This is a genomic window from Paenibacillus sp. FSL R5-0887 (assembly GCF_038002305.1).
GTDB lineage: Bacteria > Bacillota > Bacilli > Paenibacillales > Paenibacillaceae > Paenibacillus_AQ > Paenibacillus_AQ odorifer.
The window spans coordinates 202,175-226,102 of record NZ_JBBOCE010000002.1 but is presented as its reverse complement, the minus strand read 5'-3'; the positions used below and the strand labels follow the sequence as shown (position 1 = coordinate 226,102).

18 protein-coding genes are annotated in these 23,928 nt (G+C 46.8%); 14 read left to right on the top strand and 4 right to left on the bottom strand.

Features of this window, described 5'->3' with window-relative positions; all coding sequences use genetic code 11:
• The first annotated feature begins 53 nt into the window (after window positions 1-53).
• The gene (locus tag MKY14_RS19020) at window positions 54-1,865 is read left to right on the top strand and encodes a peptidoglycan D,D-transpeptidase FtsI family protein (RefSeq protein WP_445669876.1); all 1,812 of its coding nucleotides are present in this window, start codon (window positions 54-56) and stop codon (window positions 1,863-1,865) included.
• Here the strand turns inward: MKY14_RS19020 and MKY14_RS19015 are convergent.
• Window positions 1,823-3,016 (bottom strand): AI-2E family transporter, encoded by a 1,194-nt coding sequence (locus tag MKY14_RS19015; RefSeq protein WP_076184708.1) that lies wholly within the window; start codon window positions 3,014-3,016, stop codon window positions 1,823-1,825. The genes MKY14_RS19020 and MKY14_RS19015 overlap by 43 nt on opposite strands.
• 208 nt (window positions 3,017-3,224) lie before the next feature.
• On the opposite strand from MKY14_RS19015, the gene MKY14_RS19010 reads away from it, so the two are divergent.
• Entirely contained in the window at window positions 3,225-4,625 is a 1,401-nt protein-coding gene (locus MKY14_RS19010; protein ID WP_076192865.1) for a polysaccharide deacetylase family protein, read from the top strand.
• Between the two features lie 177 nt (window positions 4,626-4,802).
• Here the strand turns inward: MKY14_RS19010 and ilvD are convergent, their stop codons facing one another.
• Window positions 4,803-6,488, bottom strand: a complete 1,686-nt coding sequence (gene ilvD / locus MKY14_RS19005; protein ID WP_076134060.1) for a dihydroxy-acid dehydratase — start codon at window positions 6,486-6,488, stop codon at window positions 4,803-4,805.
• A gap of 494 nt (window positions 6,489-6,982) precedes the next feature.
• On the opposite strand from ilvD, the gene MKY14_RS19000 reads away from it, so the two are divergent.
• The 8 genes from MKY14_RS19000 to MKY14_RS18965 all read left to right on the top strand — a co-directional run bounded on the left by MKY14_RS19000 (window position 6,983) and on the right by MKY14_RS18965 (window position 18,167).
• Window positions 6,983-7,936, top strand: coding sequence for a glycoside hydrolase family 43 protein (locus MKY14_RS19000; RefSeq protein WP_340977110.1), 954 nt, complete (start codon window positions 6,983-6,985; stop codon window positions 7,934-7,936).
• Window positions 7,937-8,341: 405 nt separating this feature from the next.
• Entirely contained in the window at window positions 8,342-10,087 is a 1,746-nt protein-coding gene (locus tag MKY14_RS18995) for an extracellular solute-binding protein (RefSeq protein ID WP_340977109.1), read from the top strand.
• Window positions 10,088-10,098: 11 nt separating this feature from the next.
• Complete coding sequence (locus MKY14_RS18990) at window positions 10,099-11,070, top strand: ABC transporter permease (protein WP_036680973.1); 972 nt, start codon at window positions 10,099-10,101, stop codon at window positions 11,068-11,070.
• A gap of 15 nt (window positions 11,071-11,085) precedes the next feature.
• Window positions 11,086-12,021 carry a carbohydrate ABC transporter permease gene (locus MKY14_RS18985; RefSeq protein ID WP_340977108.1) on the top strand — a complete coding sequence of 312 codons (936 nt, stop codon included), beginning with the start codon at window positions 11,086-11,088 and terminating at the stop codon, window positions 12,019-12,021.
• A 58-nt stretch (window positions 12,022-12,079) separates the two neighbouring features.
• Window positions 12,080-13,861, top strand: coding sequence for a glycoside hydrolase family 2 protein (locus tag MKY14_RS18980; protein ID WP_340977107.1), 1,782 nt, complete (start codon window positions 12,080-12,082; stop codon window positions 13,859-13,861).
• Window positions 13,862-13,888: 27 nt separating this feature from the next.
• Complete coding sequence (locus MKY14_RS18975; RefSeq protein ID WP_340977106.1) at window positions 13,889-15,637, top strand: glycoside hydrolase family 2 protein; 1,749 nt, start codon at window positions 13,889-13,891, stop codon at window positions 15,635-15,637.
• 42 nt (window positions 15,638-15,679) lie between these two features.
• Window positions 15,680-17,074, top strand: coding sequence for a family 43 glycosylhydrolase (locus MKY14_RS18970; protein WP_076279753.1), 1,395 nt, complete (start codon window positions 15,680-15,682; stop codon window positions 17,072-17,074).
• A 145-nt stretch (window positions 17,075-17,219) separates the two neighbouring features.
• A complete protein-coding gene (locus MKY14_RS18965) occupies window positions 17,220-18,167 on the top strand; it encodes an ArsR/SmtB family transcription factor (RefSeq protein WP_076126345.1) in 948 nt (315 codons plus the stop codon).
• Between the two features lie 89 nt (window positions 18,168-18,256).
• Here the strand turns inward: MKY14_RS18965 and MKY14_RS18960 are convergent, their stop codons facing one another.
• Window positions 18,257-19,297: an acyltransferase family protein gene (locus MKY14_RS18960; RefSeq protein WP_076308701.1), complete on the bottom strand. Its 1,041-nt coding sequence runs from the start codon at window positions 19,295-19,297 to the stop codon at window positions 18,257-18,259.
• Window positions 19,298-19,490: 193 nt separating this feature from the next.
• Here MKY14_RS18960 and MKY14_RS18955 point away from each other — a divergent pair, with 193 nt between their 5' ends.
• The 4 genes from MKY14_RS18955 (at window position 19,491) to mgrA (ending at window position 22,914) form a co-directional block, all read left to right on the top strand.
• On the top strand, window positions 19,491-20,234 hold the full coding sequence (locus MKY14_RS18955; RefSeq protein ID WP_076126350.1) for an alpha/beta hydrolase: 744 nt from the start codon (window positions 19,491-19,493) through the stop codon (window positions 20,232-20,234).
• A 34-nt stretch (window positions 20,235-20,268) separates the two neighbouring features.
• Window positions 20,269-21,033, top strand: a complete 765-nt coding sequence (locus tag MKY14_RS18950) for an HAD family hydrolase (protein WP_076126352.1) — start codon at window positions 20,269-20,271, stop codon at window positions 21,031-21,033.
• A gap of 34 nt (window positions 21,034-21,067) precedes the next feature.
• Complete coding sequence (locus tag MKY14_RS18945) at window positions 21,068-21,808, top strand: NAD-dependent protein deacylase (RefSeq protein ID WP_076134068.1); 741 nt, start codon at window positions 21,068-21,070, stop codon at window positions 21,806-21,808.
• 107 nt (window positions 21,809-21,915) lie between these two features.
• Window positions 21,916-22,914, top strand: coding sequence for an L-glyceraldehyde 3-phosphate reductase (mgrA, locus tag MKY14_RS18940; protein ID WP_076126356.1), 999 nt, complete (start codon window positions 21,916-21,918; stop codon window positions 22,912-22,914).
• A gap of 94 nt (window positions 22,915-23,008) precedes the next feature.
• Here the strand turns inward: mgrA and MKY14_RS18935 are convergent, their stop codons facing one another.
• On the bottom strand, window positions 23,009-23,875 hold the full coding sequence (locus MKY14_RS18935) for an AraC family transcriptional regulator (RefSeq protein ID WP_340977105.1): 867 nt from the start codon (window positions 23,873-23,875) through the stop codon (window positions 23,009-23,011).
• Window positions 23,876-23,928 lie beyond the last annotated feature (53 nt).

Here is a 23,928-nt window from a genome sequence, read left to right as displayed (position 1 = left end):
CAGTGGGTGGGACATAATAAAGGCTATGAACGCGTCAGTCAGGAGGAATGGGATTGCACAATAATGTCCACAGACGTATACTCAGCGGACTGATTATTTTATGTTCAGTTGTAGCCGTGTTGGTCCTTAGGCTGGCGTGGATTCAACTGTTTATGAAGGAACAGACGGTCCCTGGAACGAAATATACCCTTGCAAAGATGGCAGAAATTCAAAGCGAACGGGAGACGGTATTGGACACTGGGCGGGGGCGTCTGTATGACCGAAAGAGTGAACCCCTTGCCGGGGAAACCATTTGGACGGCTGCTTTTTTTCCTCAAGAGGCGAAGACTAGGAATACCGTGACGCAGGTCGTATACGAAGAAGCTGAGTCCATGCACCGGTTGGCAGCTATCCTTGGAGTGAGTTATGAGCAATTGCTAAGCAAGCGCTCTTCCCTTAAAGAACCATTGCTTTGGCCTTCCTCAGTGGGAAAAGGACCGCTCGCACTTACATCCGCACAAGCAGAAGAAGTGAGTGCATTGGGGATCGACGGCGTAGGCGTGCTTCCTTTTGCTCGCAGATATGATGGGAACGCAACTGGTCGGCAGTGGCTTGGATATTTATCGGAAGCGGTCCCAAACCCTGGTGGGAAGGCTTCGCCATCGGGGCTGAGAATTCCGATGACAGGAACGGACGGGTTAGAAAAGACCCTGGAGCCGTTGCTTCGAGGTGTAGGGCATACTGAGGCATACGCTCAGGTTGATGCGCGCGGGCAACGTGTCCCGGGCAGTCCCATTCAAGTGCGAGCCCCGGGCAATCCGTATTATCCACTGTCTTTATATACAACGATTGATAAAAAGCTTCAGGAACAAATAGAGGAGTTAGCTGTCAAAGCTGGAATGAAGGAAGGAGCCGTGGTGGTGTTAGACACCGGAACGGGAGATATTGAAGCCATGGTATCTTTACCTTTTTACGACCCAGAGAAGATATCCCCTGAAGGGGGCGAGTGGAATAACCGGGCGTTGCAGGCTGCCGTACCTGGATCAATTTTCAAAATCGTCACAGCAGCAGCAGCACTAGAAGCCGGGGTCACCTCAGCGGATGAGCTCTTCTATTGTTCAGGGCAATATGAGAAATATGGATTGTCTTGTCTAAAAGGAAAAGGACACGGTCCCCTCACGCTGGCGCAAGGGTTCGCCGTGTCCTGTAATACTGTATTTGCTGCGCTGGCAGAACGTTTGAGTGGGGCGCAGCTTCAAGCGACAGCACTCGCGCTGGGGCTCGGAAGAGATATTAGCTGGCAAGCGGAGAATACGCTTGGTTTTCCAGTTCTTAAGCCACTGTCCGGTGAGCAGAAGGGGACGATCTTTACTTCTTTGCTGCCGGATGATCCAGGCGCCAGAGTGCAGACGGCCATTGGGCAGCGAGATGTGCAAGTGACCCCACTTCAGGCAGCGAACCTGGTGGTGACGTTACTGCATGGCGGGGAAGTGAGAGCGCCAAGAATTCTCCAGCGTGTAACCTTTGCAAATGGGCAAAAGCTAGAGGATCTGCCGGGTCATCTTTCCCCTTCAACTGCCGGGAGGATCTCAGAATCTACAGCCCGCCAGCTGCTGTCCTGGATGCGTAAAGTAGTTACGGATGGAACCGGCACAAGTCTGCAGAGCACGAAATGGCCGGTTGCCGGGAAATCAGGTACGGCACAAACCCTTGTTAAGGGTATGCCGCGTAATAATCAATGGTTTATCGGCTATGGGCCGGTGGATCATCCCAGATATGCTGTGTCGGTAGCGGTGGAGAACGTCGTTCCGGACAGCTCACATCTAGCCGTTAAGCTGTTCGGTCAGATATTGGATTTATTATCATCGGTTCCCTCTGGAGCTTGAGGTTCAGGTGGTGGCGCAGAGCTGGTCTGATTGGAAGCTGGACCGTTAGCTGCAAAGGGTGAAACGATAAATTCCTCTTGCGGGAGATAGATCCAGCTCTGAAGATACCCTTGTTGAATCAGTTCTTTTATCAGAATAAGCAGAATCGGCGACAGAATCAGACCAGCCATACCGAAAGCAGATGTGGACAGAATGACGAACGACAGCATAAGGAAGGCTGAGGATACGCCAATCGAATTCCCGGTAATCTTCGGCTCAAGCAATTGCCTAACAATTAGTACAATGGCAAGGAGGATAATTAATCCGATAGCCAGTGAAGTATTGCCCACGATGAACAAATAGATGATCCAAGGGACTAAAATTGTCGTCACGCCAAGAAGCGGCAAAACATCAAATACCGCGCAGACTAATGCCATTGTGATTTCGTTGCCGGTTCGCAGAATAAATAAGCCGACTAGAACTATGGCAAATGTAATGCTGATCAGAATAAGTTGTGCTTTTAAATAGGAACCGATGGCTTTGAATACATTGCCTTGCAAAAAGGCGAAGGCGTTCTTAAAGGTTTTTGGCATTTTGTCATGCGCGATTTTACGCCAATCTTTGATTTCCATGCTAAGAAAAAATGCCAAAATAATGGCTATCCCGAAATTGGCCATGAAGGTGGAGAAGGAGCCTAGAATACCGGCCATGTATTTTAGAAAAGTAATCAGCCATCCTGTTAGAACATCCGTGGCATCTTTAAAGTACCCGTTGACCTTGTTCGTAATATCGGGTGGCAAGTTATCTATTTTTTGCTGCAGGTAGGTCGTGGTCTCCACAAAATGCTGCTGCACCACATATGTATATTTAGGGAGGTTCTCTTGGAAGTGAAGGGCCTGGATCGTAATCAGTAGACCGGCACCAAATAATGTACCTAACAGCACAATCAGAAAGAGCAACACTGAAATGGCGGAGGCAAAAGGTTTACCAAGACCACGGCGGTTCAAGAAGCGGGCCAAGGGTTCGATAAGCAAAAATACAAAAAAAGACAGGAATACAGGTGCAGCTAACTGATACAGCTTACTAAAGGAGAACATAATTAGATAAACCGTGAGGACAATTAATCCGATGTCAAAAAATGTGCGCCAATATTTTTTGTATAACGGCAGCATAGATATAAACAACTCCCTTTTTTTATAAGTGGATACGCCAGGTTGATTACATTGTACATGATTTTACTTTAAAAGCGTCTATTTCTTTGATACATGTGTTAAAATAGGGGGTAACGTTTTTTTATTCTACTTCACTTGGCCGTTTCACGGGTTCTGCTTGCAGACATTAGGCGAGCCAAAGTCAACTCTGGAAAAGCGGGGAATTAATATGCAGACTTTGCTGCTCTGGTTATTTTACATCTCATCATTTTATGCTTTTATCCCTGGTATGATCAGCCGGATTTTTGGTTACCGTGTCTTTCGTAAAGGAACTGGGCGAAATGAATTCGCACTGACCTTCGATGATGGACCTGATCCTCGATTTACACCATTACTGCTGGAATTACTGAAGAGGTATGATGCAAAAGCAACCTTTTTTGTAGTCGGCTCTAATGCTGAACGTTATCCTGATCTTATTCAGCGTATCCATGATGAGGGACATCTCATCGGAATTCATAATTATGTTCACAAGACGAACTGGCTCATGCGGCCAGCAACCGTCCGCCGGCAGATTCAACGTACGAATGATATTATCTATAATATTATTGGCGAACGCAGTACGTATTACCGTCCACCTTGGGGTATTGTCAATTTATTTGATATTTCCAAACGACGCCAAGTTGAAATTGTGCTTTGGTCGGCAATGTTTGGCGATTGGCGTGAGAAGCTCGGCGCCGAAAAACTCACTGAGAAGATGCTGGCCCGTCTAAATCCCGGGGAAGTGATGTTGTTGCATGATAGCGGCACAACGCTGGGTGCAGATGCGGATGCTCCAGGGAATATGCTTGTGGCTCTTGAGCAGACTCTAGAGGAAGCCCGTAAACGGGGACTACGCAGCATTCGGATTGATGAGATGATTAAGATGGCTGAGACGTCACCTATCCGGCGCTTATCTTTTGGTAAACGGGTGCTTGTAGGACTTTGGTTAGCTTGGGAACAGGTATTTCAAGCTCTTTTTCATCTCCAAACGATTACTCCGTCAGATCCTTTCCTGCATTATCGGATGCGGAAATATCAGGGTGAACCGGTTGAACTCGAGGGCGGAGAACTGCTGCGTAAAGGTGACAAAGTCATTGAGCTGCACATCGATAATAAACAGTTGTTCGAATTAGGGATTCATTCACGTTCTTCCGCTCAACTTGCGATTCGAATGATCCGCAGAATGGAAAAGGATCTGCCCATTCTTGCTGAGATCATTGCCAAAGATGTGGATCTTGCGGAAGCCAAAGCGCTTTATGGAGTCAGCATGATTAACCGGGGACCGGAGAAATTCGGCTTTACCGTACGTGATTTGCCGGATGGCTTATTCGCACGTTCCTCCAAATTTTACTTAAGAATCCTGTTAAGTGTGATTCATCCAGCAGGTGGGGCAAGGCTTAAAGAACGGAGCGAGGTCCTTGTGCCGAAGCTTATCCTGATGCCTGTCTCAGAGCTGCTCAAAAAGATGAATCAACAGCTGCCTCATCATCCGAAAACTGCAAAAAAACGCAAATCGCAACAGGAAGAATCGTTGTCACTTAATGATTCGGTTGCGGATGTAGAAATGCCAGGTGCGACAGTAACCAATTGATTCATGATCTTATTGATAAATATTTTACAGTGGACATGTAAAGAGATGTTCTACAATCCAGCGATGGGTTGTGGAACATTTTTTTATTGGGATAATTAAAAAAAGAGCAGCCCGCCAGTAGAAATACTAAGGTGGGACTGCTCTTGCTTGTTTTAATATTCTTTTTTGCTAAAGGGATTAGATCTTCAGCACTGCGCCGTTACTTGCATTGGTTACCATTTTGGAGTAACGAGCCAGGTAACCAGTTTTAACTTTAGGTTCGAATTCTTTCCAACCCGTACGACGAACTGCTAATACTTCTTCTTCAACCAGCAATTCAATCTTCCGGTTGTTGAGATCCAGCTCAATGATGTCTCCATCCTCAACAAAAGCGATCGGACCGCCTTCAGCTGCTTCTGGAGAGATATGACCGATACTGATTCCGCGGGAAGCCCCCGAGAAACGACCGTCTGTAATCAGACCGACCTTAGCACCTAGCCCCATACCCACGATTTGTGAAGTAGGCGCCAGCATTTCCGGCATTCCTGGTCCGCCCTTAGGACCTTCATAGCGGATAACGACTACATGGCCTTCTTTAACTTTACCGTTCGCGATACCTTCCAGTGCAGCTTCTTGGGAATCAAAGCAGATCGCAGGACCTTTATGATATCCACCTACTGAAGCATCAACTGCACCAACCTTGATGATAGAACCCTCTGGAGCCAAGTTTCCATAAAGTACGGCAAGACCGCCTCTTTCGGAGTAAGGGTTGTCGATAGTATGAATTACGGAAGTATCTTGGATCTCGTGTCCGATTACGTTCTCAGCTAATGTTTTGCCGGTAACGGTCATACATTCCCCGAACAGAGCACCTGGTTTCTTCAGCAGTTCATTCAATACAGCACTAACGCCGCCCGCACGGTCCACATCTTCAATAAAGATATCAGAAGCTGGAGCCAGCTTAGCCAGATAGGGAACACGGTTTGCAACTTCGTTAATGCGTTCAAGCGGATAATCGATACCTGCTTCTTGAGCTAATGCAAGGGTGTGCAGCACTGTGTTAGTAGAACCACCCATTGCCATATCCAGTGCAAATGCGTTATCAAGGGATTCTTTAGTTACGATATCTCTTGGTTTAAGATCCAGCTTAATCAATTCCATCAGTTGTGTTGCGGATTTGCGAACAAATTCTCTACGCTCATCAGCAACAGCCAGAATCGTACCGTTACCTGGCAATGCCAGTCCAAGTGCTTCTGCAAGGCAGTTCATGGAGTTGGCAGTGAACATTCCGGAACAAGATCCACAGGTAGGACAACCAAATTGTTCTAATTCAAGCAGCTCTGCATCGTTGATTTTGCCGACTTGGTGAGCACCAACGCCTTCAAATACCGAGGTCAGAGAGAGCTTTTTACCTTTACTATCTACGCCGGCTTTCATTGGGCCGCCGCTTACGAACATGGTTGGGATGTTAACACGCAGTGCGCCCATCATCATGCCCGGTGTAATTTTATCACAGTTAGGGATGCAGACCATGCCATCGAACCAATGCGCGGAAACTACAGTTTCCAAGGCGTCAGCGATGATCTCGCGGCTTGGCAGTGAATAACGCATGCCGATATGTCCCATAGCAATCCCGTCATCTACGCCGATCGTATTGAATTCAAAAGGAACGCCACCAGCTTCGCGAATCGCTTCCTTAACGATTTTACCGAACTCTTGCAAATGCACATGCCCTGGAACAATATCAATATAGGAATTGCAGACCGCAATAAACGGCTTTCCGAAATCTTCTTCTTTTACTCCGGCTGCTCTCAGGAGACTACGGTGTGGAGCACGGTCAAAGCCTTTTTTAATCATGTCTGAACGCATTTTCTTGGCTGCCATAATGACATTCCCCCCTAAATGAATTTCAATCAAATATAGTGTCGCATTAACGCAATGAACTCCAAAGACCTGCGTATATACGGTTTATAGAAAGAACGGGGACCTGCTTCCTCAATAAGAAAAGCGATGCCGTTTCTATAAAAAAAGCCGCTGTTTTGGTATAAACAGTTACCGCCTAAAATGAACGGAGAAGTCATTGTTATTAGTGAGTCTATCACAAAGAGCACGTTTTTTCTACCGGACAATGTGAAGTTTGTCGATTGACGCAAAGCGTGGGAAGTGGAGGAAAAGCTCATTTTCGAAAGGAAAGTGCTTTATTTGGAAAATGGAACAGGGTTCGGATGTATCTATTTACCACTCTAGACAACTTTAGGAGAGCTGAGTATGATGGGAGTTATTATTTTATGGGAGGTGCTGGAAAATCGAAATTTGTCTATTATTATCGCCGCGGTGGATCGTTTTTACGGGGATGAAAAGCTAAGGAGGGAAAGGGAATGTCACAGCGTACAACTTTTTTAAATCCAATTGTAGCAAGCTCAGGAGACCCATGGGTATTCAAACATACCGATGGCTATTATTACTTTATGGCCACAAAAGCTAAATGTCTGGAGCTGACGAGATCTAGAACCTTGACCGGCCTTGCGGAGGGCGACAAGAAAGTGATCTGGTCTCCCGAACCGGGGGGCAGCTACAGTTACAATCTGTGGGCGCCGGAAATTCATCATTTGGACAACAGATGGTACATTTACTACACTGCGAATGACGGAGGAGGCGACGATTCACGGCGGATTTGCGTGCTGGAGAATGAAGCAGCGAACCCGCTGGAAGGACAGTGGGTATGGAGAGGGGCTTTGCAGACACCTGTCCCAGGGTTGGATGGAACAGTAATGTCTTTGCGGGATCAGCTGTATTTTCTGTATGCGGGATATGGTCATTTTCCTGATTATGGGTCGGCTATTTACATTATGCGAATGAGTAATCCTTGGACCTTGGAAGGGGGGCATCACCTGCTTACCGCTCCAACTCTGTCATGGGAGAAGCAAGGTGGCATGGCGATTAACGAAGGTCCGGTAATTTTGCAGCGACACAATCGTATTTTCATGGTTTATTCGGCAAGTACGACTTGGTCTGAGGATTATGCACTAGGGATGCTAACCATGAACGAAGCGGCAGATCCTTTGCAACCGCTGTCATGGGAAAAATCAATGTCGCCTGTATTTTGCAAAAGTGTAGAGAATGGGATTTTTGCCACGGGGCACAATAGCTTCACACATTCTCCTGATGGCAAGGAAGATTGGATAGTCTATCATGCGCTTCCTTCCGCTGGAGCGGATGTGTCTTTGCGCGCGACCCGTATCCAGAAATTTGGGTGGAAGGTGGATGGGACACCAGATTTTGGGGTTCCTTGTAGGGATACGCTTGCTCAGACCGTACCGTCGGGAGAATAAGAATAAAACAGGAAATCAAGACTGAAAAGGCCATTCATTACAGAAAAACTGTAATGAATGGCCTTTTCATGTAATGCAGATATTTTTATTCGCTGTCGATAATAATTGACGAAAAACGCCTGTTTTATAAGGGGTTTTTCGCCAAAATACAGGATGGTTAGTACGGTTTTTTAATAGGTTTGTAGTTGGTATAGCCACATATTTGTTTGAGAAAAGTTCATAAGATTACAAAATTATTGTATGAAAGCGTTGACATATGAATTTTGGATGCTTATAATTCGATCTGAGATACAGAAAAACTGTATTAATCAAGGGGAGTTATCTACAGGTCAAAAAGGAGCGTGGTTCCAAGCTTTGGATTTGCTTAAGGCGTTGTGGCAAATATTTTATAGTGGGAGGTTAAGTATGAAGAACAATGCAAAGCGTTATTTTAGTCTTTTATTTGTGTTAATACTGATCATTTCGACTGTAACAGCATGTAGTGGCAACAGTGCAAACAATGGGGCTGATAAGGGTGTCTCCAACAACAAAGAGAACGAGAGCACAGCCAAAGACCCGGTTGAGTTTACAGATATCAGCGCAGACATACGCGGCAATACAGCCCCAACGCAAGAGCAAATCGACGAAGTTAATCATTCCTTGAATGATACATACCTCGGCGACGTCTTCGATGAAGTCATTCCAAATGATTACTCAGCTTATCCTGTTAAAGGTGATGTGGTTCTGGATGTATGGATGCCTGCGAATTCCAATATTCCGGATATGAACAATCATGCTGTCCAGAAGCAGGTGGAGCAATTAACGGGAATCAAAGTAAACTTCATCACGCCGCCAATCGGCCAGGAAGCGGATGCCTTCACGTTGATGATCTCCTCCGGTGAACTGCCTGACATTATCATTGAGCCGGGACGTTATCCGGGAGGTTTTGAAGCGGGCGTAAATGACGGTGCTTATATCGATCTGACAGATCTGATGGAGAAAAATGCTCCGAACTATACGAAGTGGCGCAATTCGGATGAATCAAGAAGAAAAACCACGGTCACGGATGACGGCAAGCTGCTCGGCTTCTATGGCATCGCCCCATATTCAGAGTGGACTTGGTTTGGAACATTGATTAAGCAGGAAGCGCTGGACAAAACAGGGCTTGAAGTTCCAAATACGATTGATGAATGGCATACCTTCCTGACAAAAGCAAAGGAAGTCGGATACAAAGCACCACTTAATTACGGCTCTACTTACGGCCAGATTTTTACCGGCATCATAAATGGCGCATATGGAGTATGGGATTGGACGTTCCTTGATGAGAATGGCAAAGTGGCCTGGGGGCCAGCACAGCCGAAAGCTAAGGAATATTTGACCACCATGCAGCAATGGAACAAAGAAGGATTATTGAACCCGGACTGGGCAACGGCAGACTTTAACCAGAGAATGGCGAGCGCGATTTCGGGAGATACCGCGATGATGATGGACTCTCCGGATACGATGTGGAGTTATTGGAAAGAGCAAAGCGGTATCGACTTTGTGGGCGCACTGAACCCGGTTCTGAACAAAGGAGATAAGTCCGCAACCACGTACAAAAATTTCAAAAGAGCGGGGATCGAAGCTGCGATCACCACGCAAAGCAAAAATGTAGAAGCGGCAATGGCTTGGCTTGATTTTAATTACAGTAAAAAGGGCTGGGAATTGATTAACTTTGGTGAATATGGCACGGTCCACCTGATTGATGAGACGGGAATGCCTTATTATCCAGAGAACAGTTATATCTTTAAAGACCCTGAAGGTCAGCCCGTATCGACAACCTTATGGAAATACCGGATGCACAACTGGCCGGATATCCGGGATGAGCATCATTCCAACCCGCTGATCGCTGCCAAAGGAAGTTACTCGGGAGACATTCGCAAGAATTGGACAGAAAATATGGACACCAGTATGGCTATGCCACCTATTTCCTTTACCAAAGATGAAGCTTCGCGGGAAGCCGAGCTTGGAAACCAGCTGTCGACACTGCGCGGAGAGTATTTTGCAAAAATCATAATGGGAGACCTGCCGGTAGATGCCTATGATAAATTTTTGAAAGAAGCTCAGAGTATGGGACTGGAAGAGTTTTTGAATATCCATCAGGCAGCCTTAGATCGATATAACAAACGATAGGTGGTTGTTTTATGGAAATATTACGAAAAAACAGAGCGATAAAGCCCATTCCTCAGGACGCCAAACCTAAAAATACCAAGTTAGTGATTAAGAAGGATTTGAAAAAGAACTGGTTTGTCTATCTGTTGGCTGTCCCTGTTGTAGCGTGGTTCCTGATTTTCTGCTACGGGCCGATGTGGGGGGTTATGATCGCCTTCAAGGATTTTAAACCCCTGCTGGGGTTTGGCCAGAGCGAGTGGGTAGGGTTTAAGCACTTTATTGATTTTTTCCAAGGGCCTTATTTCTGGCGGGTCGTTAAAAACACCCTTCTCCTCAATGTTTGGGGGATTGCCTTTGGATTTACAGCCCCGATTATTCTGTCCTTGATGCTGAACGAAATCCGTGGGGTTAAGTTTAAAAAAGTGGTCCAAACGATCACCTATATGCCGCACTTTATATCCCTGGTGGTGGTATGCGGGATCATTCATATCTTTGCCGCAGATGAAGGGATTATCACGCAAATCCTGCAATTTATTACCGGAAAAGAGTACTCTTCACTGCTCGGCTACTCTTCGTTCTTCCGGCCTATTTATACCTTCTCCGGCATTTGGCAGAGCATCGGCTGGGATAGCATCATCTACCTTGCGGCGATGAGTTCCATTGATACTTCATTATATGAAGCTGCTGAAATTGACGGAGTGGGACGGATTAAAAAAATGTGGCATATTACGCTGCCGCAGATCAGCCCAGTTATCATCATTCTGTTTATTTTTGCCATCGGCGGGTTGATGTCGTCCGGGTACGAGAAGATTATCCTGCTGTACAATCCTCTGATCTATGATACGGCGGATGTTATTGCCTCTTACGTGTATCGTCGCGGTTTAAGAGAAGCCAGTCTTAGTTATTCCACGGCTGTGGGCTTGGTCAGCTCAATCGTTAACTTCGGACTGCTCTGGATGACCAATACAATAGCCAAACGCAGGTCCGAGGTCAGCTTATGGTAAGAAAGAGGGACAGCTATGAAAGATAATTTGCAGCATAAAGCGAAAAAAAGACGAAAACATAAATCCATCGGTGACAGAGTATTTGACGGCACACTTTATACTCTGCTGACCGCATTAACCTTGGTGTGTTTTTATCCGATCCTGCACATCCTGTTTGCCTCCGTCAGCGACCCCGGCATGTTGATTGCTCATAAAGGTATTTTGCTGAAACCGCTGGGATTCACTTTGGATGGCTATAAGCTGGTATTTAAAGATAACAGTCTGATCAACGGCTATAAAAACACGATTATATATGTAGGATTAGGCACATTAGTCAACATGATCATGACCATTCTGGGAGCTTATGTATTATCCAGACGAGGATTGTATTTCAAAAACTTCATCATGATCCTGATTACAATCACCATGTTTTTTGGCGGCGGGTTGATTCCTTGGTTCTTATTAATGAAGGATATAGGTCTGTACAATAATTTGTGGGCCATGATTTTGCCAAGTGCTTTAAGCACATGGAACATTATTATCCTACGAACTAGCTTTCAAGCCATTCCGCAGGAATTGGAAGAAGCGGCTACCATAGACGGGGCAAGTCAGGCCCATATTTTAACGAATGTGATTCTTCCGCTGTCCAAAGCTACGCTGGCCGTAATCTTTTTATACTATTTAGTGGGGAACTGGAACTCATGGTTTAATGCGATGGTGTTGTTGAAGGACAGACAGCTGTTCCCACTGCAGCTATTAATGAAGGAAATATTAGTAGCTAATGATGCAACCGCAACCTCGATCGGCAGTGCAGGCGGGGTAGTCATCGATAGTGCCCAGAGCCAGACGGCTTTCCGCGAGCTGGTTAAGTATTGTGCGATCGTCGTTTCTACGCTTCCTATATTAATGGTATATCCTTTCTTGCAAAAATATTTTGTTAAAGGTGTTTACGTAGGTTCGATTAAAGGATAGCGGGCAAAAAAACAAGTTCATCTTATATAGAAATTATTTAATAGGAGTGAAGTACACCATGTTGACAGAAGCAAGCAGCACATCCGTTCCACGTCCAGAATATCCAAGACCCCAATTTGCCCGTAAGGATTGGCTTAGCCTAAATGGAGAATGGGATTTTACGTTTGATGATGAAGATGTCGGTGAGGAAGAACAATGGTATCGGACGGACACAAAGGGTTTATTTTCACGGGTTATTCAAGTGCCCTTTGCGTTTCAGAGCAAGCTGAGCGGGATTGAAGATCCTTCATTTCATGATGTTGTGTGGTATAGAAGAACTTTTGAAGTTCCTGAGGATTGGTATGGGAAGCGGATTGTCCTCCATTTCGGCGCCGTTGATTATTTGGCAAAAGTCTGGGTGAATGGTCAACTGGTGGCCGTGCATGAAGGCGGACATACACCATTTCAGGTCGATATCACTCCTTCGCTGCTCAAAGGAAGGAATACCATCATACTGCGCGCAGAGGATTTCAGCCGCGATGTCACCTTGCCGCGGGGCAAGCAATATTGGCTGGAGCAGTCTGCTGCCATCTTTTATACCCGCACAACCGGAATCTGGCAGAGTGTCTGGCTTGAACCGCTGTCTGCAGTGCATCTGAGTAAAACCATGATGACACCAGATATTGACCGCAATGAAATCCGGCTTCGGACCTTTCTGCAAGGATTTAAGTCTGCTGATCCGCTCAAGCTGCGCATAACGGTATCGTATGACAGTGAAGTAATTGCGGAAGATCAATATATGGTCATGAATGCTGAGCAGCTGCGCACTATCGGCTTGGGTGATTTTGCGGATCATGGTCTTGGACGTTTATGGAGCCCTGAGCATCCGAATTTGTATGATTTTCAATTTCAATTGCTTCGGAATGAGGAAGTAATTGACGAAGTGGCGAGTTATTTCGGCATGCGCAAGGTGTCGATTGAAAATGGCAAGCTATGCTTGAATAACCGCCCATATTTCCAGAGACTGGTGCTGGATCAGGGGTACTTCCCTGACGGGATACTAACCGCACCTACAGACGAAGAGCTGAAACGGGATGCCCAGCTGACGAAAGAAATGGGCTTTAACGGGGTGAGAAAACATCAGAAGACAGAAGATCCCCGGTTCCTGTATTGGTGTGATAAGCTCGGCCTGCTGGTATGGAGTGAGGCAGCCAATGCTTACGAATATTCCGAGGAGTATGTCCGCCGCTTCACGAAGGAATGGCAGGAGATCATCGAGCGCGACTATAACCATCCTTGTATCGTGACCTGGGTTCCGCTTAATGAGAGCTGGGGTGTTCCCAATGTCCAGATTGATACACGCCAGCAGCAGCACGGATTGGCTATGTATCATTTAACGAAATCCTTGGATGAGATGAGACCTGTTGTGTATAACGATGGGTGGGAGCATATGACTACAGATTTGGTGACTATTCATGACTATGAGAGCCATCAGGCAGTGCTGGAGGAGCGATATGCCACGGCAGAATCTTCTGTAAATGCGATGCCGGCCAACCGCAAAATATTTGTCGGTGGAGCTTCGTATCAAGGCCAGCCGATTCTCGTATCCGAGTTTGGTGGAATTGCCTTCAAGAAAAGTGAGTGGGAGGGCTGGGGTTATTCTGGGGCAGAGAATGAAGAGGATTTCCTGATGAAGCTCAAGGCTGTGGTTGACCCGATGTTCACTTCCCCGGTGATCCAAGGGTATTGCTATACCCAGCTGACGGATGTCGAGCAGGAAATCAACGGACTGCTCACCTATGATAGACAGCCCAAAGCTCCGCTTGAAGCGATCCGCAACATTATGATGCATATCCAATAAATAACATTTACTAAAAGGAGTTACACCATGACACAACAAGCAACGCTTCCGCGTCCTGAATATCCCCGCCCTGACTTTGTTCGACCAGAGTGGATCAATCTGAACGGCCAGTGGCAATTCGAAATTGATCATGGCAAAAGTGGGAAGGAACGCGGATACCCTGTTAACGAACATAATCTCTCAGGGACAATTACTGTGCCCTTCTGTCCGGAAAGCAAGCTGTCCGGTGTAGAATATAAAGATTTTATGGCTGCTGTATGGTATAAAAGGGAGTTTACCGTGCCGGAGAGCTGGACAAATGGCAGAGTTATCCTTCATTTTGGCGCCGTTGATTATATGGCGGAGGTCTGGGTGAACGGCGTATCCGTAGGTACGCATCGCGGAGGATATACTCCGTTTAGCTTTGATATTACTTCTAATCTTTTAGCGGGCAGTAATGTGATTACTGTCTATGCTAAAGACGACGTTCGATCGGGACGACAGCCACGGGGCAAGCAGAGTGAACAGTTCCATTCGCACGGCTGTGATTATACACGCACTACAGGAATCTGGCAGACGGTATGGCTTGAGCAAGTCCCTGAAACCTATCTGTCTAATCTGAAAGTTGTCGCTGATCCCGACAATGGCTGTGTGCACCTAGAAATGAAGGTACAAGGGAACGCAGCGGGGGACACGCTTAGGGCCACTGCTCTTTATGGCGGCAAACCCGTTGGGGACAGCAGTGTGATCGTTTCCGGACCCTCTATAAAACTTACAATTCCGCTATCAGAGATTCACTTGTGGGAAGTTGGAAACGCCAGATTGTATGACCTGAAGTTGTCCTTGCATAGTCAGGGACGGGAGAGTGACGTGGTCCATTCTTATTTTGGACTCCGCACGGTACGACTGGATGGGATGGCATTCCGGATCAATGGGAAATCCGTATTTCAGCGGTTAGTTCTGGATCAAGGTTTTTATCCGGAGGGAATCTATACCGCTCCTACTGATGAAGATCTGCGCAGAGACATCGAAATCTCAATAGGGCTTGGCTTCAATGGCGCGAGGCTTCACGAGAAGATCTTTGAACCGCGTTATCTTTATTGGGCTGACCAATTAGGTTATCTTGTCTGGGGAGAGCATGCCAATTGGGGGCTGAATATTACTGGAGCGGATAGCCTGACTCACTTCCTGCCGGAATGGCTCGAAGGTATGCAGCGTGATTTCAATCATCCCGCGCTGATCGGCTGGTGCCCTTTTAATGAGACCTGGGACCGGGACGGTGCGAAACAGCATAACCCCGTGCTCCAGATTGTTTACGACGTAACAAAACGTATGGATCCAACACGTCCAGTAATTGATACAAGCGGCAACTTCCATGTGGCTACAGATATCTTCGATCTTCATGACTATGACCAGAATCCGCAGACGTTCCGGGATAGATATGAACCGATGAAAAGCGGCGGAGAAGTATTCAATACCTTCCCGGATCGCCAAACGTATGAAGGTCAACCTTACTTCATCAGCGAGTATGGCGGAATTTGGTGGAACCCGCAGCAGAAAGATGAAAAATCATGGGGGTATGGGGACAGACCGACCTCAGAGCAAATGTTTATCGAACGCTACGAGGGGTTGACGAATGTTCTATTGGATCATCCGCTGATGTTTGGATTCTGCTATACCCAGCTGTACGATGTGGAGCAGGAAGTCAATGGACTGTACACTTATGACAGACAGCCGAAGTTCGACCCCGAGCGAATCCGCGGCATCAATGCGCGTAAGGCTGCAATTGAAGATTAGAGGCGCTACGTAACTATTCATTCGAAAGGAATGTGATAGATTATGAAAGTGAATTTCCGGCAAAAATGTCTGGTCGCCTTAAGTGTTCTTCTTATTCTTCCAATGGGGAAGGTGACCCTAGCTGTCTCTGATCATAATGACTTTTACAACGTGGTTATGCAGGACGGGGCGGACCCATGGGTGTATAAACATACAGATGGCTTCTATTATTTCACCAAAACAACAGGTGGCAATGTTACCCTCTGGAAGTCAGCCCAGTTGACCACTATTGATGCAGCGCCTACTAAAGTTGTCAACACGGGCGGTAGCGGCATCTGGGCGCCTGAGCTACATTATATAAACGGAGCTTGGTATATCTACTATGCGATGGACGACGGAGATAACGTAAACCACCGCATGCATGTAATGGAGAACACAGCGGCAGACCCGATGCAGGGAACTTGGCAGTACAAAGGCCAGATCACAGATTCAAGCAATAAGTGGGCTATAGACGGTACTGTGCTGCAAGTGAACGGCGAGCTGTATTTTATCTGGTCCGGCTGGGAGGGGAATGTTAATGTGCGGCAGAATCTCTATATCGCGCATATGAGTAATCCCTGGACCATTGATTCCGAACGCGTAGAGATTTCAAGACCAACGTATAGCTGGGAAACGAATCATTCCCCAAATGTGAATGAAGGACCACAGGTGATTATAAATGGAGAAGTCATTAGTTTGGTCTACTCGGCAAGCGGAAGCTGGACTAATGATTATTGTCTGGGACTGATCACCGCAGACATCTCCAGTGATCTGTTGAATCCGGCATCATGGAATAAACGCAATCAGCCTATCTTTTCCTCAGGCAATGGACTTTATGGACCTGGACACCATTCGTTTACAAAGTCTCCTGACGGCCAAGAGGATTGGATCATGTACCATGTCGCCAAATACAATAACGCTGGCTGGAACCGCGAGGTGCGGATGCAGAAATTCAGCTGGAATGCTGATCATACACCTAATCTGGGTATTCCCGTTGACCCTAATCTTCCGATAACTTTGCCTTCAGGTGAAACCATGCATACCCGCTACGAAGCGGAAAAAGGGATATTTGGCGGCGATGCCTATGCCTCTTCGAGTCCCAAGGGCTCGGCTGGACTTAAGGCGGGTCATATTGATACGCCGGACAGTTACGTGGAATTTTCGGTTGATGCGGCAGCCGCAGGCGAGTATATTCTTTTGGCTCGAACGGCGAATGGAACGTCTGGCGGGAATTGGTCGAATTTTCAGCTTAGTGTCAATGCAGGACCTGCCAGCCCATTCTATATCACCAATAAAGGGTGGGAGAATTGGGGGCTGTCCACAGCCCGGGTTCAACTGAAGGCAGGCATGAACAAGCTTCGTTTTACCAAAGGCGAAGGTTACGGAGAAATTGATTTCATTGATATTAAGCCATTGTGAATCGAACAAACCTAAGAGACATATGAAATGGCTTCCGGTTTTCCGGAGGTCATTTCTAGGTGAAAGGGCTTGTAGGTGTAATTGTTTTTCATCTCATTAAGAAGTAAGATTAGGATAATTATTAGGATACAAGGAGAGCTGATTTGTGCTGGAACTTAGCTTAAACGACCCGGAAAAATTAGTCACAGTAACGCATGCTTTATCAACTCGTTCTAGGGTTGATATTCTTCGGCTCTTAAACTCCAAAAACTTAAATATTATTGAAATCGCTGAGAGGCTGAAGCTTCCAGTGTCGACGGTAGCAAGCAATATTAAAGTATTAGAAGCAGCAGAGTTAATTCATACAGAATTGCTTCCGGCTTCACGCGGGGCAATGAAAGTTTGCAGCCGGAATTATGATGATCTTCATATTGCCTTGAATTTGAAAGAACCGATGTCAAAGGGATTAACTCATGTCTATGAAGTAGAGATGCCGATCGGCCATTATAGCGACTGTGAGGTATCTCCTACTTGCGGAATGGCTAATAGCGAGGGTCTTATTATCAAAGAAGATGAACCGTCGAGCTTTTATCACCCTAAACATGTCAACGCTCAGCTGATCTGGCTCCGCAAAGGATTTCTGGAATATTTGCTGCCTATGGATATCCCCTCCGGAGCACAAATTGAATCGCTGGAATTATCCATGGAGATCTGTTCGGAAGCTCCGAATTATGACCAGAACTGGCCTTCGAACATCTCTGTATGGGTGAATGGATCGGAGATCGGCATGTGGACCAGTCCCGGTGATTTCGGTGACCGGCGGGGCAAGCTGAATCCGAACTGGTGGTGGGATGGATCTACACAATACGGGTTTCTCAAGACCTGGCGTGTTGACCATGAAAAGACGACACTTGATATGGAGAAAGTGTCGAATGTTTCCTTAAATGATCTTCTGATTAACCGGAGCCCTAAATTGCGGCTGCGCATTGGAATCAACCCTGATGCAGTTCATCAAGGCGGACTTAACCTGTTCGGGCGCCAGTTTGGCGATTATGAACAACATATTATGATGAAGGTAAAATATACCATGGATCAGGATGAAGTAGAACTTTAGCTTAGGAGATGAACAAAGCAAGGCGGTTCCTCGGAAACGAATCTTCGTATCCAAGGAACCGCCTTGCTTTGTTTGTTCTGGGTGTAAAGCTAGAGTGTGCGCCGTAGGGCGGCACGCTGAAGGGTGATCATCCAGTCAACGGACGGCTCAACCAGCGGGTGAAAGAGCCGTTTAACGGACGGCTGAGCCAGCAATACGGTGAATAATACGGCGGTGAGCAGCAGGACTACTGCCCCAGCAGCATTGCCAATATAGGTGTAAATCCCGGAAACGGCAGCCAGACGAATGATAAAACCATGAAGCAGGAAAACATACAACGTGCGGCGCCCCCAGTCGGTCATGCGGCTCGCTCCGTAAGGTACGAGGCCGAGGAAAGCGAGTGAAGCGACAATTTGTAGTCCGTACAGTCCCAGACGGTATACGCCTGCATACCATACATTGGCATCAAGCTGCATATAGGTCATGCTGCCATATAACCAGCCAAAGGGAAATCCTGCCCCCCATGCGGCCATGATGGCAAGGAGTAGAATGGAGGCGGCTGCTGCAAAGATTTTGATATATTTCTGATAGAGCTTGACGAAGGTTTCGAAGGAGAAATGATAGCCGATAATGAAAAAAGGCAAATATACAAAGGTACGGCTGATGCTAAACCATACACCGTCCAGCTGGAGATATCCGACAGCCACCCCCGCTGTTACAGCGAAGAGGAACTTAGCGGTTATGGACCATCTGCTCATACCGAGCATCAGGAGGCGCCAGCAGGCATGACTGGCCAGAAACCATAGGAGCAGATAGGGTGCGAAAATGGAATGCTGGATGTTGCTTACATGAAAGAGGGAAACGTCGAGTGCGGAATATAAGCTTTGAAATATGAGGTATTGCAATCCAATTTGCAGCAGCATTTTGCGGCCGGTAGTTCCGGCAAGGCTTTTTCTGGCGAAATAGCCGGTCACCAGTACGAACAGCGGCATGTGAAAGCTGAAAATCCACATATATAATCCGTGTATTCCGCTCATTTTGTTAATCAGAGGTTCAATTGCATTACCGGCAAAAACAGTGATAATAAGCATAAAACGCAGGTTGAGAAAAAAGGTTTCTCCGCGCGTTTCCAGCGAGTTTTCCCCTACCATGATTTAGCCTCCAAATTATGCTGTATGCAAATTAATTTAATTTTAAAATACTAGATTTTCTTTGATTTAATTGTGAATTAAGTCACAATAGAAAGCGTTATCATGTGTGCGAAATGTGGCGATGTGTTGAAGGTTGTTAGAATAGAGGGATTCCACTATAATTTTTATATGCATTAACATCTGGGAGTGGAACATGTTGAAGAGAAGAATAACTAAGCGTCGCGTCGCTATTTTTGTATTGATTATTTTAGTGGTAGCCGGGTTGCTGATATGGAAGTATTTAACGCCATATGCACCGGCTCAAGAAGCCGAAACTGCACTGATTTCAAGTGGCGGAGTTACCGTCGAACAGAATGATAATTGGATCTCGTTCGAACCTTCCATTACTAAAGGCGCCTCGATTATTTTTTATCCCGGGGCTTTGGTTAAACCGGAAGCCTATTCCCCTCTTGCGAAGAGCGTCGCTGCTGCAGGGCATCCCTTCTACATCGCCAAAATGCCGTTTAATTTAGCCGTAACGAAGGGGGATGCCGCAGAAGAGATTATTCGTGTGCATCCGAAGCAATCTTTTGTGCTGGGTGGACATTCACTTGGGGGTGTCATGGCCTCGCGTTACGCAATTGAGCATACGGACCAGCTGGAAGGTGTATTTTTCTTAGCCTCTTATCCAGATGAAAAGGGAAGTCTGCGAGAGACTACTTTGTCAGTGTTATCGGTTGTGGGTACTGAGGATCAAGTGATTGACAGAGACAGCTACAACAAAGGGCGCTCCTATCTGCCAGATAATACAGTTTATAGTTCAATTATAGGTGGGAATCATGCGCAATTTGGCAGCTACGGGCCTCAGAAGGGGGACGGCGAAGCCACAATATCCGAGGAAGAACAGCAGAGTCGCACAGTAAGTGCCCTGTTGGATTGGCTGGGAAATCTGAGGTAGTTACGGGTCATTCAACAGAGGGAGGAAACAATTCATGCCCATATTACACATTAACGATGAATGCGTTCCCTGCTCCGGAATATTGTTTGATAAAGACGGGACGTTACTCGATCTATTAGCCACCTGGGGGAATTGGGCGGAGCTTGTGCTGCGTGGACTGGAAGATCAACTCGCGATCATGGGAGCGGGATTTATTGTAGAGCGCAGCAAGGTGCTGGGTACGCAACATGATCCGCAAGGGAAGTTAATAGGGTACGACCCGGCGGGGCCGCTTACCATGGCTACAGAAGAAGAAAGTTACGGTGTACTCGCATGGCAGCTATATGCAGCAGGAGTTCCTTGGAATGAAGCGCTGACCCGTGTGAAAAGCATAACTAAAAACGCGATGTATGAATTACGCCGACGCCGTATGGCACAGCCTTTAGCGGGACTTCATTCTTTTTTGGAGCAATGCTCTGCGGCATCCCTTAAGCTTGGCGTGGTTACCTCCGACGGGGCAAAGACCACCGGAGAGCATTTGGAATGGCTTAATGTGGCAGGCTATTTTGATTCGGTAGTTACTAGGGACAGAGTAAAAAACGGAAAACCAGCTCCTGAAATGGCTGAATTGGCCTGCCGGGAGTTAGGGCTTTCGCCTGAAGAGACGATTATTATTGGGGACAGTAATGCCGATATGCAATTAGGTAAAGGTGCAGGGCTTCGCCTCGCAATTGGGATTTCCGCCAGTGGTGATGGGGAGCATCTTATAGATGCAGATGTAATCATTTCCGGTTTCAATGAGCTTCGGATCACTTACTGATCAGCTAATAAAAGGAAAGGATGTGCTACTTAGCATGGATCAATTGCAGACACTTGCTTCTTGGATCAAAGAAAGTGACAATATCGTTTTTTTCGGAGGGGCGGGTACGTCTACAGAGAGTGGAATTCCTGATTTCCGCTCCGCAGCTGGATTATATCAAACTCAGCACAATTCACCTTATCCACCTGAAGTGATGCTGAGCCGCACTTTTTTTATGTCCTCACCGGACATTTTTTTTGATTTTTACCGCAGTAAAATGATTCATCCAGAGGCCCGTCCGAATGGTGCGCATCAGCTACTAGCGGAGTTGGAACAGCAGGGGAAGCTGAAAGCGGTGATTACGCAAAATATTGACGGCCTGCACCAGCAGGCGGGCAGCCGTAGTGTCCTTGAGCTGCATGGTTCGATCCATCGCAACTATTGTATGGACTGCTCACGGTATTACGGGCTGGATCAACTGCTGGAAATGACTGAGATCGTTCCTCGCTGCCCGGAATGTGGCGGAATTATCAAGCCGGATGTGGTTTTATATGAAGAAGAATTGGATCACTCCGTGCTTATGGGCTCTGTAGCAGCGATTGCCTCTGCAGATATGCTTATTATTGGTGGGACCTCGCTAACGGTTCAGCCTGCGGCCAGTTTGGTGACTTATTTCCGGGGCAAACGTACGGTGCTGCTGAACGGAGATCCCACACCTTATGATGATCAAGCGGATCTGCTGATTACAGATCGAATTGGAAAAGTAATGGGCAGTGTCAAGGATCTATTAAGCTAGAAGGAAAAAGCTGTCCTTTGGTTTCTCTTGCCAGATTATTATTACGCTCAGAAGTTTAAAGATAAGGTAGGCTCACAACAGCGTGTAATGAGAGGCAGGGATAAGCAATGGTATATGTAGCAGACGATAAACGGTATGACAACATGCGTTATAATCGTTGCGGGAACTCAGGTCTCAAGCTCCCAGCAATCTCATTAGGATTATGGCAGAATTTTGGTGGGATCGATAATTACGAAAACGGCAGAGAAATGATCACTCGTGCCTTTGATCTTGGAATTACCCATTTTGATCTGGCCAACAACTATGGTCCACCAGCTGGTTCAGCAGAAGAGCTGTTCGGTAAAGTTCTTGCCAATGATATGTATCCTTATCGTGATGAAATAGTGATTTCTACAAAAGCAGGGTATAACATGTGGCCCGGCCCTTATGGGGAATGGGGTTCACGTAAATATATGCTGGCTAGTCTGGATCAGAGCCTGAAGCGGCTAGGCCTAGATTATGTTGATATTTATTACTCTCATCGTCCAGACCCGGAAACACCGCTTGAAGAAACCATGCAGGCGCTGGATTATGCGGTGCGTTCTGGCAAAGCTTTATATATAGGACTATCCAACTATAATGCGGAGCAGACGGCTGAAGCCCTCAGTATTCTAAAAAGCCTGGGCACACCGCTCTTAATCCATCAGCCTAGTTATTCTATGCTCGATCGTTGGATTGAGGGTGGCTTACAGGATGTACTGGAACATAGTGGTGTAGGAAGCATCGCTTTTACACCCTTGGCTGAAGGCTTGTTAACCAACAAATATTTGAATGGTATTCCAGAAGGGTCAAGAGCTGCCAAGCCGTCTGCCGCCTTGAATGAGAGCCGGATTACACCGGAGGTGCAGCGGAGGATTCGCGCACTTAATCAGCTTGCGGTTTCGCGAGGACAGAGTCTGGCTCAGTTTGCACTGGCTTGGACACTCCGGGGTGGCAAGGTTACTTCTGCCCTGATTGGAGCAAGCAGAGTGGATCAGATTGAAGAGAATATAGCTGCTTTAGCTAATCCTGATTTCAGTCCGGAGGAGTTAGAGCGGATTGAAACGATTCTAAAGACAGAACTATAGCATATTGAACACAGTAACAGCCCGGTTCCTTACGTTAAGGAAGGCGGGCTGTTGTTGTATAGTGGATTTATGGATTTATGGATTAAAGGGCAAACTAACGTTCAGGTTTCTCTGCTTGTCTCGTTGTAGTCATCCGGTAAGCCGTCGGTGACTGGGCACAAAACCGTTTGAATTGGCGAGAGAAGTATAAAGCATCGGTGAGCCCCACAGATGCTGCTACCTGTTCCACGGACAGCTCCGGTCGTTCACGCAGCAGTTGTCTGGACTTTTCAATCCGCAGCTTCAGCAAGTAGGTCACCGGAGATAATCCGGTCTCTTGCTTAAATACACGGGACAGGTAGGCTCGATTATAACCCAGCGTATCACACATTTGTTCAATAGAGACCGGGTGCGCATATTGAGAAGCCATGTAGTGGATCATTTGCTTCACAGTACGCTTAACCTGTGATTCTGCGCCGGGCAGACGGGAGAAGGAAGAGAGCAAATCAGCTGCTTCGCCGACAACGAGATAGAGATAGCCAAGCGAAGTCAGATGGGCACTCTCTTTGTTGGCGTTGAAGGCTTGCATGATGCTGGATAGGGCACCTGGAATGAGGCTTTCACCTGTTGTAGTCACCACAGGCTGTTGTGGTGTGAACCCTGTCTGCAGCACCAGATCGTCAGCTTCGCTGCCAGTAAAAGCTGCCCAGCGATAGCACCAGGGCTGGTCTTTATCCGAGACGTAACTGACTAATTGTCCCGGATGGATCAAGAAGCAGTCCCCTTTACCCAACTCATATTTATGATGTTCTGTACGGAAAACGCCCGAGCCAGATTCTATGAAATGCAGCAGATAATAATCATAGATCTTGGGTCCAGCTTGATGCATGGGCAGGGTCTGACTCTGGCCGGCAAACAGTACATGAAGGTTCTGTTTATCGTAATACACTGGATTGGATCCTACGGAATAAGTATGCTCCATTTGGGACAGCCTTTCTTGTGTTAATGTCATTTAATGGCTTATAGTTTAGAGAG

Coding starts and splice junctions, on each gene's coding strand:
- MKY14_RS19015 (WP_076184708.1), bottom strand. CDS start 3,016: ATGCTGCCGTTATACAAAAAATATTGGCGCACATTTTTTGACATCGGA.
- MKY14_RS19010 (WP_076192865.1), top strand. CDS start 3,225: ATGCAGACTTTGCTGCTCTGGTTATTTTACATCTCATCATTTTATGCT.
- ilvD (WP_076134060.1), bottom strand. CDS start 6,488: ATGGCAGCCAAGAAAATGCGTTCAGACATGATTAAAAAAGGCTTTGAC.
- MKY14_RS19000 (WP_340977110.1), top strand. CDS start 6,983: ATGTCACAGCGTACAACTTTTTTAAATCCAATTGTAGCAAGCTCAGGA.
- MKY14_RS18995 (WP_340977109.1), top strand. CDS start 8,342: ATGAAGAACAATGCAAAGCGTTATTTTAGTCTTTTATTTGTGTTAATA.
- MKY14_RS18990 (WP_036680973.1), top strand. CDS start 10,099: ATGGAAATATTACGAAAAAACAGAGCGATAAAGCCCATTCCTCAGGAC.
- MKY14_RS18985 (WP_340977108.1), top strand. CDS start 11,086: ATGAAAGATAATTTGCAGCATAAAGCGAAAAAAAGACGAAAACATAAA.
- MKY14_RS18980 (WP_340977107.1), top strand. CDS start 12,080: ATGTTGACAGAAGCAAGCAGCACATCCGTTCCACGTCCAGAATATCCA.
- MKY14_RS18975 (WP_340977106.1), top strand. CDS start 13,889: ATGACACAACAAGCAACGCTTCCGCGTCCTGAATATCCCCGCCCTGAC.
- MKY14_RS18970 (WP_076279753.1), top strand. CDS start 15,680: ATGAAAGTGAATTTCCGGCAAAAATGTCTGGTCGCCTTAAGTGTTCTT.
- MKY14_RS18960 (WP_076308701.1), bottom strand. CDS start 19,297: ATGGTAGGGGAAAACTCGCTGGAAACGCGCGGAGAAACCTTTTTTCTC.
- MKY14_RS18955 (WP_076126350.1), top strand. CDS start 19,491: ATGTTGAAGAGAAGAATAACTAAGCGTCGCGTCGCTATTTTTGTATTG.
- MKY14_RS18950 (WP_076126352.1), top strand. CDS start 20,269: ATGCCCATATTACACATTAACGATGAATGCGTTCCCTGCTCCGGAATA.
- MKY14_RS18945 (WP_076134068.1), top strand. CDS start 21,068: ATGGATCAATTGCAGACACTTGCTTCTTGGATCAAAGAAAGTGACAAT.
- mgrA (WP_076126356.1), top strand. CDS start 21,916: ATGGTATATGTAGCAGACGATAAACGGTATGACAACATGCGTTATAAT.
- MKY14_RS18935 (WP_340977105.1), bottom strand. CDS start 23,875: ATGGAGCATACTTATTCCGTAGGATCCAATCCAGTGTATTACGATAAA.